This window comes from Enterobacter asburiae (genome assembly GCF_008080435.1).
GTDB classification, from domain to species: Bacteria; Pseudomonadota; Gammaproteobacteria; order Enterobacterales; family Enterobacteriaceae; genus Enterobacter; species Enterobacter asburiae_C.
Map to the genome: position 1 here is coordinate 130,312 of NZ_VRKN01000002.1, position 18,710 is coordinate 149,021.

The 18,710-nt window shown below is 46.0% G+C and carries 20 protein-coding genes and 1 riboswitch; of the genes, 5 read left to right on the plus strand and 15 right to left on the minus strand.

Features of this window, described 5'->3' with window-relative positions:
• Positions 1 to 38: 38 nt before the first annotated feature.
• From thiD to FU672_RS03750, 3 genes are all read right to left on the minus strand, one after another.
• A complete protein-coding gene (gene thiD, locus FU672_RS03740; RefSeq protein WP_148242221.1) occupies positions 39 to 839 on the minus strand; it encodes a bifunctional hydroxymethylpyrimidine kinase/phosphomethylpyrimidine kinase in 801 nt (266 codons plus the stop codon).
• Positions 836 to 1,606, minus strand: a complete 771-nt coding sequence (thiM, locus tag FU672_RS03745; RefSeq protein WP_148242222.1) for a hydroxyethylthiazole kinase — start codon at positions 1,604 to 1,606, stop codon at positions 836 to 838. Before thiM ends, thiD begins: the two co-directional genes overlap by 4 nt.
• Before the next feature lie 35 nt (positions 1,607 to 1,641).
• A riboswitch (TPP riboswitch) is annotated at positions 1,642 to 1,738 on the minus strand.
• A gap of 201 nt (positions 1,739 to 1,939) precedes the next feature.
• On the minus strand, positions 1,940 to 2,116 hold the full coding sequence (locus tag FU672_RS03750; protein WP_071579603.1) for a DUF3606 domain-containing protein: 177 nt from the start codon (positions 2,114 to 2,116) through the stop codon (positions 1,940 to 1,942).
• A gap of 234 nt (positions 2,117 to 2,350) precedes the next feature.
• On the opposite strand from FU672_RS03750, the gene FU672_RS03755 reads away from it, so the two are divergent.
• Positions 2,351 to 2,599: a hypothetical protein gene (locus FU672_RS03755; protein WP_148242223.1), complete on the plus strand. Its 249-nt coding sequence runs from the start codon at positions 2,351 to 2,353 to the stop codon at positions 2,597 to 2,599.
• Between the two features lie 25 nt (positions 2,600 to 2,624).
• Here the strand turns inward: FU672_RS03755 and FU672_RS03760 are convergent, their stop codons facing one another.
• The 9 genes from FU672_RS03760 to FU672_RS03800 all read right to left on the minus strand — a co-directional run bounded on the left by FU672_RS03760 (position 2,625) and on the right by FU672_RS03800 (position 9,913).
• Positions 2,625 to 2,837 (minus strand): hypothetical protein, encoded by a 213-nt coding sequence (locus FU672_RS03760; RefSeq protein ID WP_148242224.1) that lies wholly within the window; start codon positions 2,835 to 2,837, stop codon positions 2,625 to 2,627.
• A gap of 68 nt (positions 2,838 to 2,905) precedes the next feature.
• A complete protein-coding gene (locus tag FU672_RS03765) occupies positions 2,906 to 3,940 on the minus strand; it encodes a major capsid protein (protein WP_136466613.1) in 1,035 nt (344 codons plus the stop codon).
• 15 nt (positions 3,941 to 3,955) lie between these two features.
• Entirely contained in the window at positions 3,956 to 4,297 is a 342-nt protein-coding gene (locus tag FU672_RS03770) for a hypothetical protein (RefSeq protein WP_148242225.1), read from the minus strand.
• 655 nt (positions 4,298 to 4,952) lie between these two features.
• Positions 4,953 to 7,082 carry a chemotaxis protein gene (locus FU672_RS03775; RefSeq protein ID WP_148242226.1) on the minus strand — a complete coding sequence of 710 codons (2,130 nt, stop codon included), beginning with the start codon at positions 7,080 to 7,082 and terminating at the stop codon, positions 4,953 to 4,955.
• Positions 7,082 to 7,411: a hypothetical protein gene (locus FU672_RS03780; RefSeq protein ID WP_262348999.1), complete on the minus strand. Its 330-nt coding sequence runs from the start codon at positions 7,409 to 7,411 to the stop codon at positions 7,082 to 7,084. Before FU672_RS03780 ends, FU672_RS03775 begins: the two co-directional genes overlap by 1 nt.
• 114 nt (positions 7,412 to 7,525) lie before the next feature.
• Positions 7,526 to 7,999, minus strand: a complete 474-nt coding sequence (locus FU672_RS03785; RefSeq protein WP_148242228.1) for a hypothetical protein — start codon at positions 7,997 to 7,999, stop codon at positions 7,526 to 7,528.
• 14 nt (positions 8,000 to 8,013) lie between these two features.
• The gene (locus FU672_RS03790; protein WP_148242229.1) at positions 8,014 to 9,207 is read right to left on the minus strand and encodes a hypothetical protein; all 1,194 of its coding nucleotides are present in this window, start codon (positions 9,205 to 9,207) and stop codon (positions 8,014 to 8,016) included.
• Positions 9,188 to 9,373 carry a hypothetical protein gene (locus tag FU672_RS03795; protein WP_148242230.1) on the minus strand — a complete coding sequence of 62 codons (186 nt, stop codon included), beginning with the start codon at positions 9,371 to 9,373 and terminating at the stop codon, positions 9,188 to 9,190. The genes FU672_RS03790 and FU672_RS03795 overlap by 20 nt, the downstream gene beginning before the upstream one ends.
• A gap of 129 nt (positions 9,374 to 9,502) precedes the next feature.
• Positions 9,503 to 9,913: a hypothetical protein gene (locus tag FU672_RS03800; RefSeq protein ID WP_148242231.1), complete on the minus strand. Its 411-nt coding sequence runs from the start codon at positions 9,911 to 9,913 to the stop codon at positions 9,503 to 9,505.
• A gap of 2,673 nt (positions 9,914 to 12,586) precedes the next feature.
• On the opposite strand from FU672_RS03800, the gene FU672_RS03805 reads away from it, so the two are divergent.
• Positions 12,587 to 13,501: a hypothetical protein gene (locus FU672_RS03805; RefSeq protein WP_148242232.1), complete on the plus strand. Its 915-nt coding sequence runs from the start codon at positions 12,587 to 12,589 to the stop codon at positions 13,499 to 13,501.
• 197 nt (positions 13,502 to 13,698) lie between these two features.
• On the opposite strand, the gene FU672_RS03810 is transcribed toward FU672_RS03805, so the two are convergent.
• Entirely contained in the window at positions 13,699 to 15,057 is a 1,359-nt protein-coding gene (locus FU672_RS03810) for a site-specific integrase (RefSeq protein WP_148242233.1), read from the minus strand.
• Positions 15,058 to 15,487: 430 nt separating this feature from the next.
• Here FU672_RS03810 and FU672_RS03815 point away from each other — a divergent pair, with 430 nt between their 5' ends.
• Positions 15,488 to 15,928 (plus strand): hypothetical protein, encoded by a 441-nt coding sequence (locus FU672_RS03815; protein ID WP_148242234.1) that lies wholly within the window; start codon positions 15,488 to 15,490, stop codon positions 15,926 to 15,928.
• A gap of 83 nt (positions 15,929 to 16,011) precedes the next feature.
• Here FU672_RS03815 and FU672_RS03820 read toward each other — a convergent pair whose 3' ends face one another.
• Both FU672_RS03820 and FU672_RS03825 read right to left on the minus strand, forming a co-directional pair.
• Positions 16,012 to 16,356 carry a hypothetical protein gene (locus FU672_RS03820; RefSeq protein WP_148242235.1) on the minus strand — a complete coding sequence of 115 codons (345 nt, stop codon included), beginning with the start codon at positions 16,354 to 16,356 and terminating at the stop codon, positions 16,012 to 16,014.
• 101 nt (positions 16,357 to 16,457) lie between these two features.
• Positions 16,458 to 16,703 (minus strand): hypothetical protein, encoded by a 246-nt coding sequence (locus FU672_RS03825; protein WP_148242236.1) that lies wholly within the window; start codon positions 16,701 to 16,703, stop codon positions 16,458 to 16,460.
• 330 nt (positions 16,704 to 17,033) lie between these two features.
• Here FU672_RS03825 and FU672_RS03830 point away from each other — a divergent pair, with 330 nt between their 5' ends.
• Both FU672_RS03830 and FU672_RS03835 read left to right on the plus strand, forming a co-directional pair.
• Entirely contained in the window at positions 17,034 to 18,179 is a 1,146-nt protein-coding gene (locus tag FU672_RS03830) for an HNH endonuclease signature motif containing protein (protein ID WP_148242237.1), read from the plus strand.
• A 15-nt stretch (positions 18,180 to 18,194) separates the two neighbouring features.
• Positions 18,195 to 18,695, plus strand: coding sequence for a YrhA family protein (locus tag FU672_RS03835; RefSeq protein ID WP_148242238.1), 501 nt, complete (start codon positions 18,195 to 18,197; stop codon positions 18,693 to 18,695).
• The last annotated feature ends 15 nt before the right edge of the window (positions 18,696 to 18,710 follow it).

An 18,710-nucleotide genomic window follows, 5' to 3' on the forward strand; every position in this document is an offset into this window, starting at 1 on the left:
GTTTTCTCAGGCGTGGTGTTTCCTGCCAGTATACTGGGTTACCACCATGCATGAAAATGATGAACCGGCCCAATACCGTGACCCACTTCCAGAGTATCGGCTTTTGCCAGCGCCGCCGAGAGCCAGGTTTTCGCTTCGCGCACCGTATCGACCCAGTTTTCATGCCGTGGACGCAGCGCCGCCAGCGCGGCAGAGAGCGTACAACCCGTACCGTGGGTGTTTTTGGTCTGCACGCGCGGGGCGGTAAAACGAACCTCGCCGTCGCGGGTAAAGAGCCAGTCCGGGCTTTCGGCATCATCCAGGTGCCCGCCTTTCATCAGCACCGCGCCGCAGCCCATTGCCAGCAGCGCGTTTCCCTGCGCTTTCATCTCACGTTCAGTTTGCGCATGCGATGTGCCTAACAGCGCGGCGGCTTCCGGCAGATTGGGCGTAATGAGCGCCACCTGCGGCAACAGTTTGTTGCGCAGCGTCTCGACGGCGGAGGCGGAGAGCAGCGGGTCACCGCTTTTTGCCAGCATAACGGTATCCAGCACCACGTTTTGCACCTGATAACGTTTAAGCCGCTCGGCCACCGCTTCCACAATGTCCGTCTCGGCCAGCATGCCGATCTTGGTGGTATCGATGCGCACGTCGCTGAACACCGAATCCAGCTGCGCGGCAACAAAATCCGGCTCAATACGGTAGACCGACTGCACGCCGCGCGTGTTTTGCGCCACCAGCGCGGTAATGACCGAGCAACCGTACGCACCAAGGGCCGAGAAGGTTTTCAGGTCAGCCTGGATACCCGCGCCGCCGCTGGGATCGGTGCCGGCAATGGTCAGGGCGTTAATCCGCTTCATGCCTGCTCCTCCAGCGTATAGAGCGCATCCAGGAACGCGCTGGCAAAACTGCCTGGTCCACGTGACTGCGTAACGGCCACCGTTCCGGCTCGCTTCATCAATCCGCAGGCGGCAGTGACGTTATCCATCCGGTCGCCCGGCAGCGAGCAGCTCGCCGCCACAACGGCAGAAAGCGCGCATCCGGTTCCCACTACGCGCGTCATCAACGGATCGCCGCCCGTTACCGTGCGGGTGCGTTGCCCATCAGTGATGTAATCCACCTCACCGGTGACGACAACAACGGCATTGGTCTGGCGAGCCAGCGCCTGTGCAGCAGGCACCGCGCTGGCTGCGGTGTCGGTCGTATCAACGCCGCGCCCGCCCGCGCTCATTCCGGCAAGGGCAAGAATTTCAGAGGCATTGCCGCGAATGGCAGCCGGTTTCAGGGCAAGAATTTGATGGCAAAAACGAGTGCGGAACGTCAGGGCGCCCACGGCAACCGGGTCCAGCGTCCAGGGCTTGCCTGCAGTCACCGCGCTTTCTATTGCCCGACGCATCGCCTGAGAACGCGGCGAGGTCAGCGTGCCAACGTTAATTAGCAGCGCATCGGCGAGCGCGGCAAACTGTTCAGCCTCTTCGGCCTCAATCACCATCGCGGGTGATGCACCCAGCGCCAGCAAAACGTTGGCCGTAAAGGTCCGTACGACATCGTTGGTCATACAATGGGTCAGCGGAGAACGGGTTCGGAAGTGGTGTAAAACGTGTAAATCGAGCAGGTCAGGCTGCATGGGTTCGCTCCTGCCTTGCGTGAAGAAGCGATGACCGGGAAGGCATCTGACTTCCCTACGCTGGCATTATCCAGATCAGGTAATACGGGTATTTCTCAGCCTTCACAAAGAAGGGCACCCCGAGTCATTTACTATAAAATCAAAAGCTTGCGATTAACGTCCCGTTAATCCCTGTTCTGGATCATGCCAGCGGAAAGCCAAAGACTCAACCCTAAAAAATGCTCTGTGTCCCAGCTTGTGTCTCAAGTTGTGGCTCACAGTACCAAACACCGAACACAAAAAAGGCCGGGTTTCCCCAGCCTCAACAGCACAATTAAAGGTGCCTTCATAAACCTATTTACCTAGATGTGCTCTTACCTTAGCGGTGCCATTACCAACAGCTCTAACAGCAGCCCTAAGCTGAGATTCAGTAACACCCAACGCTTGGGTCCAATATGCCACTTCCCAAGATTCACTCAAGCTGATGAAACGTTTATCTTCTGGCTGCCGACGCTGTAAGTTATCTGCCATTTGGTTTGTCCTGAGTATTACAAGCTTATGCCTGCACACTACCTATATGACTTCTCTACCGCTTCGTAAACGGTCAGTTATCAAACAATTGACACTGGTCATAAAACCAGTAAAAACTTTTTTCCGAGCTTGCTAACCTTGCCGCTTCGCCTCTATCATAACCACTACATATTGTGTTTATTGATATAACAAATACAATATATCCAAAAATCCATCCCGTGAATAGGTGTTGAAATGCCGAACAATGATAAGCAATCCTCGAAAGATGTAGCACATCTGGCAGCAGAGACTCTAAACAACCCAAACGCCTCTGCGATTCAGAAAAGTTTAGCGGGTTCGGTGCTATCACAAGCAGGAACAAAAAATCAGACTGGCGCAAACATGGAAGCCAAAGCATCCGCAGCATTGAAAAACCCACGCTCAAGCGAGGTTACTAAAACCTTAGCTGGTTCGGTTGTTTCCCAATCGAATAAAAAGCGCTAAAAAAAAGCCGGGATTAACCCGGCTCTCATGTTTTCAGTTTTCGTTGGCGCTGTTCGCTCAAGTAGTACCTGATAGCGCTGTCGAATCCATGCATATGGATGCGGTCAAGAAGGCTGGAACGACTACACTCAAGCCTGCGTGCTAACGCTGACATGTTGATGATCGCATCATCGCCTTTACCGTCCAGAATCCACTGCATCAGCGGCATGTTGCCAGTACCGATCAAAGCTAATTTCATATGTATCTCCTCTTCTTTGCCTCGCCAGCAGCGGGGACAATGCGTCCCCAATAACTGCTTACTGATCGTTAAGCTGCGTCGTTCGCCAGTTTGGTCACAAAGTCTGGACGGTACACCACAGGCAAGATTGAGCTTTCCGCGAATAGCTCCACGTTCTTAAACTTGTCCTGTACGCTCCAGATACGGAAATCAACCGGATCAGCAAATGCCAGATCAAGATTGCGGCTGGTAGCCGTTGCTACATAACCGAAAGGTAGAGCAATATCAGAGGACAGTGGGCGGCTGAAACGTGGAACTAGGAAGGATTCATCCGGACCAATTCCATAAAGATTTTGGTCCGTTACTTCCACCACTCGGACATTTTCAATAATGAATGTTGAGAACGCAGGAAGCACTTCTTTGTTAAACAGAACATCACGATCAAGCACACCGAACTGAACATTCTGGCGCACGTCTGGGTGATACTTGATGCCGCGAAAAACATTGCTACCTGCAAACAGGATAAATCCATCAAGCTGACCAGCAAGGCCCCCCATACGCACTTTTGCGGCGGTTACAGCATCATCGAGGCTGCGAAGTGGGTCACCAGAGCTAACGTTGGTTTTGATTGTCCCGGTTGCCTGTTGGTATCCAAATTCATCTTCCCAGGAAATGATCGGCTGCTGGGTGTAGGTCGCTTCGACGGTATTACGAAAAAGCGCATCAGCAAAAATCCGCTCACGGGTACGCATGTACTTATCGTGCATTGCGACAGCAGAAGAAGTGACCGCATCCATTACAGACATTTGCAGGTCGGAGCCTGGTTTGCGATATGGTTGCACGTCTGCCGCTGTAATACGGTCCTGATAAGCATAAAGCGGAGCTTCAATCAGGTGATTGCTAGCGCTACGCTTAGGAATGCTAGACCACTCAGAGCCGTAACGATTAACAGAGCTTGCCACCTTCTGAGCGACTTCATCAATGATATCGAGGCTCACCTTCGGACTTGCAGAAGTCTGACGATCACTGAAAACATTAAGCGTGGACAGCAAAGTGTTCTTTGCATCCATGTTCACAAAGGTGTTGGTGTAATCCGCGTAGCTGAAATTGGTTGATAGTCCCATGTTGTCTTCTCCTTATTATTCTGCGTCCGGTGCGCTGGTACGGATTGCGCCCGTTTTGGTGAGTTCTGCAATAGCATTGGCGGCAGCGGTAGCGCCCATAACAGTGGTGATGGTGTCTTGTTTGATGTAAATCCCGCGATCAGCAACGATGATATGAGCAGCATCTTCTGCCCTGTGGTGGCTCAGAACCAGCAGGCAATCATCACCAGAGACATAAGCCGCGCCTGCACTGGTAATGCAACTACCCGGCTGGACTTCTACAGCTAGATCGACAGTAATAGTCTTGCGGTCAAAATTCGGATCGACTGCATAGGCGATCACGTCATTGTAAGAACGTTCAGTTGTTCCCATTTTCATATAATTAACTCCCGTTAAATTTCACATAGCTATGTAAACAAAAGGCCAGCGCCTGCTTGAGCCGTAAACGGCGACAGGGCCAGCCTTTCGAATTGTTCCGATGAAAAAGAAAACCGGACGGAGAGAGGCCCGGTGTGAATTTCACTGGTAGGAATGAGGAGGTGATCAGCGCCATCCAAGAGGTAAGGAGCCTCAAACGCTGAACACCTGAGCCAGTTTGCATCATGGCTGATGACCGGAGGAGAGCCGGATTTAATGGCAAATCCAGACCGGAGGCCTAGACTTTGTACGCCCTATGACATCGCAGCGCGATTTAAAACAAAGTTTTAAACCCGTCCACGGGTACTAAAGGCGAATCTTTCTTTTCTGGAGTACACCCAGCGGCTATGGCGTAGCCTTTCTGTGAGAGTGCAGGTCATTGGATGTACTTAAGAAAAGAGGCTCTGAACGTTGTCACAGAGCCTGCTTTATATTTCGTAAGGAGAAAGAATGACAACGGCTGTTGTACGCACATACAATTTAAATCATCACCCTATGCAATTATTTTAACACGAATGATTATCATTTGCAAAAACAAAACCAATAACATGCCGAATTTAACGGCCCTCTCTCGTGTGGGCCAATTTACTGCGTCATTTTTGACGGAACGATGATTTTAGTCTGCAATCCCAAGGATGAGGTTATTCTGCGCCTGGTTGTTTTCCCTTATCTTGGTATCAATCAAACCGTTAATAGCGCCGTCATTCACGTTAATATCAAGCGGTGAGAGTTTAATCTCAGCTTCGCCAGTGACCGCAACAGGAATCGGCTGTCGCTGCGTCATGCTGCCAATTGTCGGAACCATAAACGTTGGTTGCTGGGGTGTCAGATAGTTCAGGCCAGGAACATTCAACGCTAGCGCTGGATCGTTATACGCCGTGCCTGAGCCAATATTGCTTGGTGCTGAACTATCCAGCCACGGGTAAATCTGCCTAAGCGTCTGACCGATGCTACGTGGATCAAATCCGGTCTTTTCCTTAATCCAATCGGCGGTGCTATTCGCAGAGTCATCCACAACGGTGTTGTAGACTGCATCCGGCAGTGTTGCGCCTTTCTTGAGTTCTTCACCAACTCGACCAGCGAAGGAGAGAATGTTGGTGGTTAGCTCACCAAGGGCAACGCCGAGGGCATCGGAAATTGGGATCAGTCCAGTCATATTCTGACGTAGAGTGTCAGTATTGGCAGCGTACTGCCCCAGGCCTTCAACAAACGAGGCTGAGAAATGATCTGCAAGGCTGGTTTGCACTCGGTTGTACTCAGCACCCAAAGCTGCCAGTTTATCAAGGTTGGCCTGCTGTGCATCAGATAGGGTCCATCCTTCAGAAGCGAGTTGATGCATACGGGCAATAACCTCATCACCCTCCCCTGTAAGCCCGCCGAGGAGGACCGATCCGTCATCGATCGCCTCCAAAAAATGGCGCATGGAGTTTTCAGACCAAGCAAATTGTTTTCCCAACTGCCGGACGTAGGTAACAAAGGTTCCCATGTCTAATTTCTGGAGTTCACCGATCACCTTCTGGGCTGTTCGCTGGTTGGTTTTGCTAAGAACTGCATTCACCAGATCGGCAAGTTCACCACCTCCGCTGAATGTTGTTACCCCTTGCTTGTTAGTTTTAAAGGAACCGGTATTTATTAGCTCGCCTGCTTTCTCGAAGTAATCCTTATTCATGGAGGCATAACGATCTACGGTCAGGTCGTACCCTGTACGCTTCTGTACAACGTCATGAATAGCATTAAATTCAAGCTGGCTAATGTCATACTGCCTTAATTGCTGCGCCTCTCTGGAGCGTTCAAGACTCCCTTGGAGGGTCTGACCAACACGAGCTACGCCCATGCTACCAATCAGCGACGCACTACCAATAACACCAGCGGCAAGAGCGGCATGTCCTCCTTGGCCTTTTGTACGAACACGACCAGCACGAACACCTGCGGCTTTCTGCTCACGGGTGATACGCTGTTGCAGACGAGCCTGCTTGCGTAATTCTGTAGTGATACGGGCCATTTCGAAGCGGGTCTCTTCGACCGTATAGCGCTCTTCTTTCTGGGCTTTGAGTGCCTCTTTTGCTGCACTGATCGCTTTATAACGGGTTGCAACGTCAGCGCCGTTCACGTTTGCCAGAGTCAGAGCGCTACGGCGCAAACTGTTGTAAAAAGTCACCTCGCGCTTAAGGCCTGCCTCTTTCTCACGCTCGCGCTTCTCCTCCAGGGCCATCGCCTTTTTGGTGGCAGCGATGTCAGCAGCAACAGCGCCGTGACCACGGTTCATTGCTTCAGTCTGACGAGAAACAAGACCGGGATCGTAATGTTGACCGCCCATGTTTGGGGTGTAGGTCATCGCTCGTGATCTGGCTGCGGCCTGCACTTTTGTAGATATAGCCGCTAATCGGGAGTTCTGTCGCCTGGCCTGTTCCTGTTGAGATAGCTGGCGAGCCTGTAATGAGGTCATTTTATTGGCGTGGGCTACTGCGTCCCGCTCCATTTTGGCCTGTATCTGAGCTTGTTTCTGTTGCTGTTTTGACAATTGTTCAGCCTGGCGGAGCTTCGCTGTCTGAGCCTTAGCCGATGCTAGTGCGGCCTTGCCTTCCATCTGAGCGGTCCTCTTCTGGGCCTTATCCAGCGCTTTAGAGGGCTTCTCATGAGCAGCTTTGATGGATTTAACAGCCTTTAAGGCTTTGCCGTAACTTGTCTGGTCGACATCCCAGACCACTCGGTTTGTGGTCGTCGACACGATGATATTACCGGACATCACACCCCCTGCTGCTTGATGATATTGCCGTAACGACCAGGATCGGATTTTGCGAGTGCAGCAGCCGCTGCTTTAGCTTTCGCCAGCATTTCAGGATCGATATGGTCAGCGGTATGTGAGACAACCGGACGGCTATCAGCACCCAACGATTTTTTAATCCGTTTGTTGATAGTCGCTTTTGGAGTCACTTCAGTTTTGAAATTTTCAGGGTGTTTAGCCAGAAAATCACCAGTGACTTTCTTCAGATTGTCCCGCGCTTTTTGGAGTTCGTATTCCTCCGGTGTCATGCCGTGCATGGCGGCGAAAATACGGTCTTTTATTGTGGTCATTTTTATAGTATCTCCAGAGAAGGATGCTCCCGCCGATCAGGACGTGACGAAGCGCCACCCAGATCCAAAGCAGGAAAAAGATGTAATCAAAGTTCATTGGCTCCCGATGTGGGATTATTTGGATTTGCGCTTAGTGCGCTTCTTCTTCACTGTCGGCAGCTTGCAGATATTCGCGAACACGTCAGGGTAGTACCCCAACATTTCAGCGTCGGTGATCCCTGCATTGTGAAGGTAATATCGAAGGCTGACGTATGACAGACCATCGCAACGCTTGCGGATCTGTTCCGGGTGCATCCGATGTGACCACATTTCACGGACAAATTCTATCCGGGCTGTCGGTGTCATCATCGCCCAGGTCACCGCTTGTTTTTGACGTGCGAGCCGCCAGACTTCAGCGAACGGCAGATCTAGGGTATTCGCGACAATATGCGGTGAAAATCCACGATTAAGCAATAAACGTGCTTTGCGTTGTGTTTCCGGATCGGAAGGTTTGGATCGGGATTTAAATGTCGGTTTCTCCAAAAGGGAGCACAGGCGGGATAGCTGGATTTCTTCTTCGGCGCTCAGGCCGTTGGCAACATCACACAATATTCCTCCAAATGTTAAAACGGAGCTTCAAACTCTTCTTCCTGTTTTTCTTCACTATCTTCACAGTTAATGTGGTCCACATCAGGCCCATTAACCTGCTGCATTGCTGGCACTGGTTCTGTTGTGGGTGCGGGAACATCATCAGGCCGCATATGTTCCCCTGGCTGGCTTCTGGTCAGTTCCTGACCTGAAAGAACTTCTCTAAGGTTCCAGACAATCTGGATCTCTTCCTGCCAGGTCAAAACCACTTCAGACTCTGCCCAAGCACGTGCTTCTGGGCGTAACTGGACACCTTTAAAAGGTGCACTAATCCAAGAGTAAACATTTTCGTTTTTGAGTGCCAATTCAAGAGCATAAACATAGTGTTCCCAGATTAAAGCCATTATTTCCCCCACATCGCTTTTCCCCCATTCTTGGCCGTACTTATAGAAGCCGAAGCCTTTCTCTCGCTGATTTAGCCAGTAATTCAGATCACCAATACAGGCTCGCCGTGGTTCATCTCTCAGCCCTTCATTAGGGACACTCACCGCATAATTAGCGGGAACATCATCGCAGCTATCACCAGCAGACAGTGAAACGCCAGATCGCTGTTCAGGATCATCCGTGGCAGATGAAGAGGCCACATCATTAGCCCGTTGCACGGGTTTACTCTCTGAGTAAATCGCCGTGGGCGACATACCAGGGGATTGCTGTTCGCTCTCTTGCTGCTGTGCCTGCTCGCCATTGCCTTTTTTCTCCTCGTTTGTTGGCTCGTCTGTTCCGGTGGCGCTGCCATAATGCAGAGCATCACCTGTAGGGCCTACTGCTGCTTTATTCTTCTTAGGCTTGGATTTTGATTCGTTCGGATGTGGTGGAGTAATCCCTAGGGCAGCAACAGACGCAGGGGGGATTGCCACGTAGTTACTTGAATTAACGTTACCACGCACTTTTACAGTACGTTTTATAACCACCTTTGCAGCATCAAGAGCCTTAAGAGCATCAATCACTGACTTTTCTGATACCCCCATTTCCCACGCAATAACGTTCGTGTTGGTATGAATGGGATCATTATTTCCGCGATCCTTATTCTCCTGAAACGTCCAGATGTACGCATAAATCAACTTCATCGTAGCAGTGAATCGAATTTCACCTTCTGCCGTGCGTAGTTTAGTAATCCGGCGAATACTTGAGTAAATGACATCGTAAGTGTCAGTTTTTTTCTGGCCCATCGTTTTTTCTCCCTGTTGGGTTCGTCAGTGGTTGTTCGTTGCGTTTCTGAATGTGTTTCGCCAAGTTCTGGCACATGTTCCGGATCATCCTGGGAACAGGCATCCCCAAACGGTCAGACTCTTCGCGTAAAATTGCGTATGTTTCATCATCAAGTGACAGTTTCATACATCATCTCTCCTGTGCGTTAGATATGCGGGTGCGCCCCTGTGATCATGGATTTGACCAGGGGTAAGGAGCCGTTTTTACGGCGATTTCGTTTTGATGGCTTGCGCCAACGGGTATTAAAAACGAAGGTTAGCGGTGTTTCTCAGGATCAACACCATACTTTTTAAGATCTTCGCGAGCCTCGGTGAGAATAAGCGCTAATACCTGTTTCTCATGCAGGGCAATTCCCACTCGATCACGGTACAGGCAGATATAACCATTGATGACATCTGAGAAGATATCAGTTACCTCTTCCCCTGCGGCTATCCGGGGATTGACAGGCTTGAGAATGGTTTTTATTGACTGGCGGTAACGAGCGTTACGCTTCTGCTCCAATTTGTACTGACGGAGCATTTCAAGGGCTTTCTTGGTGTTTCGCTTATTCGTACCAACACGGTTTTGGAAGCTATAAAGCGCAGAGGTAGTGGTGATGTTATGGACTAAGGCGTTAAAGATTTCTTGGGCAGTTGCGACTTTAAAGTCGATGGCGGCTGTTCTCAAATGTTCTCCTATATTCAGGTTAATGTTTATTCATTAAGTATGTACATATTAACAGTTAAAACGATCTTTGTCAAGATTTGTTTTTTGTGTTTATAAATAAGTCAAGATTATTTTTGTAAATCCCGGAGCTGGGGCGGTCTTATACTATAAATTTAGAACCATTGTCAAGAGTTTTGTTTGTGTGGCGTTCTCAGACGCCCCAGATTCAACGCAGCGAGTGAAGAAGTACAAAGTCACCAACAATAAGAGAAAGGCGCTCAGAACGCGATACAGAGCCGCTGTGCGGTATAAAGGAATGCTCGCGCCGCCCCGGAGTGAACCGGACAGATGCGAGGCAGTCCTCTACGCCGTGCTCCGATCCACATATGGCGAACAAGTTCGCATACCCACACAGAGCAGCGTTACACGCTGTTGCCGTAGGCTGTCGGGTTACCCGAGTCGCAGAGCGTAGCGATGGGTTAACGAGGGTTAGAAGGTCATGAGATGACGGGTCTGTTCACGTCATCGAAGAGAGCTTCTTACCACACATATATCTGAAGTGGCACAGCCATTCAGAGCGAAGACATCACTCCTTAACACCAATAATTGAACGCATGTTCAACCAGTCTTTGACCTTAAGGTGTTGACCTTGGTTTTAATGATTTAGTCAAAAGGATGTGTTAGTAAAAGAGTTAACGAAGTTATCACATGCTTTAGTAAGCTGAACTTTCTTCAGTGGTAAAATCGCACTACACCACTTACCTTTCTTCAGCGGATTACCACTTACTTTTCTTCAGTGGTTAGACGTGCTTATGGTCTGCCCCCTACGAGTCCACTGAACTTTCTTCAGTGGCCTACTTGTCAATAATCCACACGATCATGGGGAATTAAATACAGCCTAAATAGAGTTAAATACTCGTTAAATTCACCCTCCTGCCGTCTGTGTCACTGGCTCGCCTGTGGGGTGTGATGATCGTTATGGTATCGGATACAGTAGTGGCAGGACCTCGGCAGATCTGCCAGCCATATTGGAGCTAAACACAATCACCGATCCGCTCTTCAGACCGAAAAATAATAATTTCTCGTGCAAAATCAACGAAAAATAGTCCATTTCTGGGCCTGTGAGAGCCTCTCAGCGTGGCGCTGTGATATGGGTCTGTCAGTTTACAATTGTGTGGAGATGACGCGCTGTAGCGCTTTTGGTGAAGCGTAGAAGGGATTGGTGAGAATGCATACGCTGGTGTGGAAAAAGGTACGCATCTGTGGCCGCTGGGACGAGAGAATTTCGCTAGGTGATGGCAAACCTTCAACCCGTTGTGGTAACGTCGCTGTAGTGGCTTTGTGTCTGCTGCGAATAGAAAAATGTGCTTTTATGGCATTTGATGCACTGGCAACTTAAAAGGCCTGAAACCTGAAATTGTGTGGTGACCAGATAAACTCATCCAAAATCCTTGAACAAGAGAACTTACCTCAAATCCTCCCGAATGCTTTCCTTCTGTTGATGAAATCGCTGTTGTCTACCCCGCTTCGCATCAACGCTCCGAAAAGCAATACCTGACAATTCCAGTCAAGTACTTATAAGAACCATTATGTTAAATAGAGCAGAAAACGAACAGCAAAATGCTCTGTTGTGGTAAGTTTTCCCTGTTGTGATGGCCTATGGGATGAAGTAGTGAAGTGCACTGCTGGGGGTGTCGGCTGTTGGATATTTTGTGAACATTCTGGTTCTTTGCAGAGGGTCTGGGCTGGCGGTCTAACAGATCACCAACTGTTACGGGTACATTTTCGATAGGAGGATGTAAACTGAAGAACAGGACTCGACGGGGCAAGTAAGTAAATGTATCCAATCAGCGATTTTGCGTATGCCATGCTTTCGATTGTTATTTTGTACGTTACAGTTGGCTTAATCTTCCAAGCGATCAAAAAACCCTTACTCGCATTAAGGATGGTCTTAATGATTGTGATCCCTTTGATTACAACTTGGAGCACTATCATTTTCGTAGATCGTCGCTTTAGTTCGGTAGACGGGGACAAGACTGCACAGACATTAGTTTCCTTCATTGTGGGGATACTGGTTTTTTTTCTCAGCAGCCACATCATTAGCAAGTTGCTAAGATTTAAAAAGGATTGAAGCCGCTATAGGTCTTTACATGAGCATGGCCTGTAGAGGTCATTCTTAGACACATCCTTTCGCACACGTAAATGTCATCTATATGTTGCTCGCAACTATCAAAACCACTGGCAACATTCATTATTCTTATAAAGATTGCGCGATATCATGTTGCGCAATTCTGCCCTCCAGTTGAAGAAATCAGCACTCGATCAAATTTTGATTTTTTTTTCTTAATCATTGACATGTCTTCCAAGCCTTATGCTGTGTAGGGTTTTGCATTTTTACCCTTTCACAACCTCAATTTAACGTCAAAATCAACCCTTGTGCTGAAAAGAATACTTACTAGAATACTCACCATGTAGTGTAAGTTTTTTATTCAAGCACTACATATTGTATTCATGCTCAGATTATATGCATAAAAAAACCGGGCGCACGTATGTGAACCCGGTCTATGAAGCACGACCACCATGAGTCTGCAAACTCATAACGATTGTTAGCCTCGACATCATTCTTGACGGTCTGATTGTGCCCGGCTTGGTTGGTTGTGTAAACCTTAAGTTAATACAGAAAAGGTATGACCAATGCTTATTCAGAAGAAACGTGTTAGAAACATTGATAACTACATTACTCCTTTTGATGGTAGAAGTGTTTTTATCGCTCATCCATTACCGAGCCAGCAAAAAAGTGAATTGATCGGGTTCACCTCCAGTCAGTCACTTGGTGAGGAGGTTCTTCCTCATATCGTTGGAGCAATATCTCGATTTAATGCCAACGGCAAATCCGTGCCTGATAAAACACTTCCAAAAGAAACAGCTTATCGTCAAGTCTCATGGACGTGGAAGAAATGGGCCGGAAAAGGACATACTGAAGAGACCACGGAAACACGTGAAATTGAGTATCAGCGATATCAGAGGATTTTTACCCCTCCTCCGAGCATCGAGTTGAAAATTGTCGAAAACCTGAAAGGGGAAAAGCTGGTCATTTCTCCTAAATTGACTTTGCGTGATGAGAACAAAGCCTCGGTAACTCACTGCATTAATCTATTTTTGGAGATTTTCGGTAAGTGCGAAGTGGTTGACGAGAAGCTAGATACCATCATCACAAGTAAGTCTTTGAAACTAAATTGGAACCTTCTTCCACAGGGCCAATACCCTTGGAGTGCTATCGGTTCACAGATTCTCAAAGCGATTAATATCAGAGGAAAGGGAAATGCCGCTGTTGTTGAAGGCAGGCTGGAACTTGTAAATAGTAAAAAACCTGACCTTGTTGCTGTCGGAAGAGCTGGTTTTCAAGGCTACGTAGTATTTGGTTTTTCCAGTAAAAACACCTACATACTTGAAAGTTCTCAGAGTAATAATGCAACTTATATCTTTGATAACAACTGGCCTAACTTATCACAGCTTACAAAAGCTGAAATATTAGATGGTAACTTGCATCATGCCCGCGTTATCCATCGTCGAAGTTGGTCGGCTGATATTCTTAAATATCTACCTTAAAAACACATCTGCGGGGGATTTTTCCCCCGCATATTGACTACAGCAATAACAACAATTTAGCGCCGTGTAGGGCATACCAGCATAAATCGCCGAATGCGTATCATCATTTTCTTGTCAGTTAACATCTGTCTTATCATGTACCGATCATCTCTGGCTCGGTGAGCACCACGGCATAATCAGCCCCTTCAATGGACTAATTATGCTTCCCACGATAAGCCATCAATTACATAACAAATTGTTAATAAAGGGAACGTGTGTAGGTAGCGTCTAGTGATCCCTGAGCCGCTTTTCTCGTGGCCTACAGTCTGTTGTAAGTGCGCTAGGTTGCCAACCCAGCCAGCTAAACAGGTCGATATCATAGTGTGCCGGAATGAATGTACCAGTCGGCGTTGTCCATAATCATCAAGGTACGGAATACCAAGCTGATCTCGAACATCTGCTAAGACCTTGCCGATCTTCGGCATGTTTTTGCCAGATACAGGGGAGAAGATTTTCTCTTTCCACTGTCGATTAACGAAATCAAGAAAACCCCACTCGATCAGTTTGGGATGAATCACTACCTGCCTTGTAGCATTCTCTGTTTTGCCTTGCCCCCCTTCTGCGATCAGGAGATAGTGCCGCTGGCTATCTTCATCAAATTTGATCTGTGATTTCTCCAGCTTGGCGATCTCCCCTCTTCTGGCTCCCGTGTACGCCAACAACAAGGTGATCCATTTCTGCCAGCCATCAGGCTGCTTGAGCGCCCACCTTACAAACTTTCTCATTTCTGCTGCACTGTAAGCTCCAAACCTCGCTTTCGACGGTGCGGCGACAACTCCATCAGTCGGAGACTTCTCCAGAATATCTTTATTGTCAGTCAGGAAGGTTTTGAACAACGATTTGTAAATCTTTAAATGCTTGTGGATAGACTCAGCGCCAACCAAATCTTCAGGTGGCACATCATCACACTCGATCAATTGCTGAACCGTCATTGACCGATAAGGCTGCACTACACGCTTAGGCAAGTTTTCAACAACTTCCATCACCTGCTTGATGTCCTGCTTGGTTATCGTCATTACATCTGTTGATGCACCAAGGACAATGAACATGACTTCCATAAAGCGCTCATTGGCCTGTGAAATTGCCTTCGTCCAGTTTTGGGCTTTCCCCTTTTTGTACATATTCCAAGCGCCAGCCAGTGTTAACACGTGTTCTGGTTGTGCTTCAATTTGTTCTTCCTCATCTACCGAAGGAGTGACAACCTCGCGGTCTTCATGAACAACTATCGGCTGAATATTGCGCCGCACATCATTCAGAAATTGGTGCGCCAGCCATTGTTCATTCTGCTGCTTCAGACTATTGCCATACTCAGAAAGACGCTTACCGAAGTGATCCGGTTGGATGGTTCCACGTTGAACCAGAGGAATTACAGGAGAAGCAAAAGACATGAGCAACTGCGCCTGGGTGTGGCTGTCAGTCTTTAACGACTTACGGAAAAACTTATTATCATGCAGGCGAAAACGAACGTAATAAACCCCGTTACGTTTAATGGTGTGGCGTATGGTCTGGTGTCCCATTTCGTGAGCCTCGATGTGTTCGGCTAAACAAAACGGTTCGAAAATCGCAGATAAGTCTTTGATTTATATCTTGGATAATCGCCAGGACTACGCTGGCATTATCCAGATCAGGTGGTACGGGTATTTCTCAGCCCATCAGCGATGGGGCACCCCGAGTCAAAGCTATATAAAACAATCATTTAAACAGAAAAATTGTAGCTGCTTAGTGTAACCGGGTGCATGGATCAGGCGCAAGGATTTTCGATTTATCACAGCAGTTATCACACCTTGAATAGCTTAATCACATAATGGATTCATGCACCATCTACCCGCTATGAGGACAACTAAACCCAAGTCTGCCGCTAGAAGAAAATTAGAGGTTTTGTGATGTGGCGTTTTCAATAAGAGAGCGTTAGCATCACCCAAAGCATCAAAAAAATGGTAATGATGAATGCAAGAGTTATTCAAAGATGTAACCGTATCAATCATTGTTTCATGGTGGGGAGCGTTTGTAGCTACAGTATTAGCAATCATTAAGGTAATGGAAACCTTACGTGATCGTACAAGAATAGACGTAGGAGCAAGTTTTACTACTAGTGTAAATGTTGGTCATGAAATCAGAATTCGTAACCTCTCACCAAGACCAGTAGTTTTAACTCATTGGGAAATTTATTATGCCTCTAAATGTTGGCATAAACTGGGTAGAAAGGATATTGAAACAAGGGAATTTGATACGTCAGATACTACACTATCACCGTTTACAACTCACGCATTAGGCTTTAACGATAAAAGTTATTTTTCAATAACTCATAAAAAAATGCAATCAAAAGCTATCTATATAGAAATTTGTTTTGCAGGTAGGCGGCGTATCCGTAGAAAAATTTATGTGTAGTTTTTAAATCTACCAACACAAAAAAGGCTTACTATGAAAGTAAGCCTTACTTTACTTGAGATTGTGTTTACGTAGGTTTGCATCTAATGAATTCTCTGTAGCTGTAACAAACATACAGGTGTCAGGAGAATAAACCTTTGCGTTAGGAATTCTAATATCTTTATCAAGATTATATTTGCATTTTTCTGTATTGTTGTACCATTCATCATAACCTGGAAGATTTTTAATATCATGATAAAAGTTTGGGTAATACAACCACCTTTCATATACTGAGCATTCACAATATCTAGGAAATTTCTGTAAGCTTTTTTATCTGCCACCCGTCTTAACATTTCTTTCCATATGGCATATTCTTTAACCATTTTCCCTTTTACTTGCGATGGCAGTTCATTACCTTTTATCCCTATGCCGTATGCAGTGGGTTTCATTGGGTCTTTAACACCCTCTTGTTTGATAGCAGAAGATTGTACAGTTTTAGAATAGCCAGTTTCTAAAAACTCAATGGTGATATTTTTACGGTTGATGATATTTATAATTTTTTTTTACCAGAATTATGACCTTCAAGAATATCCCCAACATTTAACCTTGTATATTTTGATGTATTCCCATATTTAACTTTACTCTTAATTAGATTCTGAAATCGTGAAGATTTGCGATTACCTGTATTCATAAATTCAATAGTAATGTTTGAATGAGAATTAATCCCTAGTACTTTGAACAAACCATAATTATTACTTTCAAAGACATCACCAATTTTAAGATCTTTAAATTCCATTCAACACTTCCTTGTATTGCAGAAACAAAAAAGCCCCTTACATAGAGTTTCCTTTCCATGTTAAGGAGCTTCTTATAAAAACTTGTATGATTCAAAAACTGCGCTTTTTCGCAGACAAAATAAACACCCCGATAGAATGAACAAACACAAGAAACATAATGATCTTTCCTTAGCGTTCCTTTACGCCCATTTCTTTATCGTTACTTCCATCATGCGGCGACATCACACATACAGTTAATAAATATTTTTACCGAATGCATTCACAATTTAAATAATTGACCACATAGCGAGCAATGCTAATATAACCTCTTAACATTGAGAGGGATCTACATGCACGATTTCAGATTATTGATGGTATGGGATGCGGCAAGGGAGCTTAGCCCGGAAGATTTCCAGTACATACTAAGGCCAGAAGTAGCTTTTGAAAGAGCCAGAATTTACTACGATCTTGATTCTGACAACTACTCTCACTTTAGCCTCCAACAAATGCCAAAGCGGAAAATCGGATTTATCAATCCCTTTTCAGCTAAGTATGATCGTAAACGTAATGGTATATACGACAGTGCTTATGATCATACACAGCATAATATAGATATTGGCTGGTTTCTTGGAATAGATGAATCTGAACAATGGGATTACTTGAAGCACCCATTTTATTTTGATGAGAAAGGTGATCTTATCTATGACTGTTTTATGGAGCATTGGCATGAATGGTTTGAAATGGAAGTTAGGGATGCTTACCAAAAGTGCTTAGATAGCCATCAGGGAAGGAAGCCAGCACCAACACAAAAAATTCATCCATCAGATGCCCCTATACAACATGCTCAAGCAGCTAAAGCAATTAATAGCAAAGCAGCAGGACGTTTATTAGCTGCTGGAGGTGTTTATAATGGAAACGTTGAAGAATTCAGGAAAACAGCAGAGCAATTAGGCGGTGAGGCTGTTCAGGGTTATGATCAAGTATTAAATGAAAAAACAGCAGGTGCTGCTATAGCAGCGGCTTCTATTCTCTTGGCTAAAAGACCTAATGCTCAACTATATGAAGAAATGAATAGTTACTTAGGAAAGTTGAGAAGTGAAACTAAGTTGCTTGATGGATTAGAAATTAAGCAAATTAACTATGTCAGACGTGATCCTGCCGAAGCAGCAGTATTAAGACGAGAGTTTAATAGTTCTATCAGAAAAAGTTTCCTTAAAGACATTGCTGGTACACCGGAAGCTGCAAACAAGTTTAATCCATCAGATTTATTGCGTATGTCAGAAGGTGGTGTTCCTAGCGGTTGGAGCGTTCACCACAAGTTACCGCTAGATGATGGTGGTACTAACGCTTTTGATAACCTGTCATTGATTGAAAATGAGCCATTCCATAAAGTGCTTACCAATATGCAATCATCCGTAACAAGAGGTATGATAGCAGGTGATAGCAAAGTAACGCCGTGGGCTATGCCAACTGGTTCAATTTATCCGCTAAATTAATTATTAGGAATTAAAATGAGTAATAATATTAGTGAAATCCTGAATGACTTAAAAAGTAAAATGACCAATTGGAAATATCCAATAGAAGTTCCTATCACAGACCAATACATTCAGAGTATAACTAAGCGAAAATCAACTTCTAGCTTAAGCCCAATGCTTGAAAAGATAGGTGATGAAGTTTGTCTATTATTCGTAAATCAGCCTGATTATGTTACGTTCTTAGAAACAATGGATGGATTTGAATTTGATGGTCTGATTTTGTTTAGCCTATCCATTCCAGAGCCATTAGTCAGGAACTTTTTTGTGATGAATGATTTTTACAGGGATAACAATGATTTCATTAATCCTGATTTAAGTGAGCGATTAGTTATTGGCAATGACAGCACCTCTATATTCACCTACGACAATAAAACAAATCTTTTTGAAATTAGAGATAATGTAGGTACTGAAAATGTCTTTGGTTCATTCTCGAATTTTGCAGATTTTCTATCAGAAATATTAGATACAGTAATTTAAATTGCGGGGGAGTTA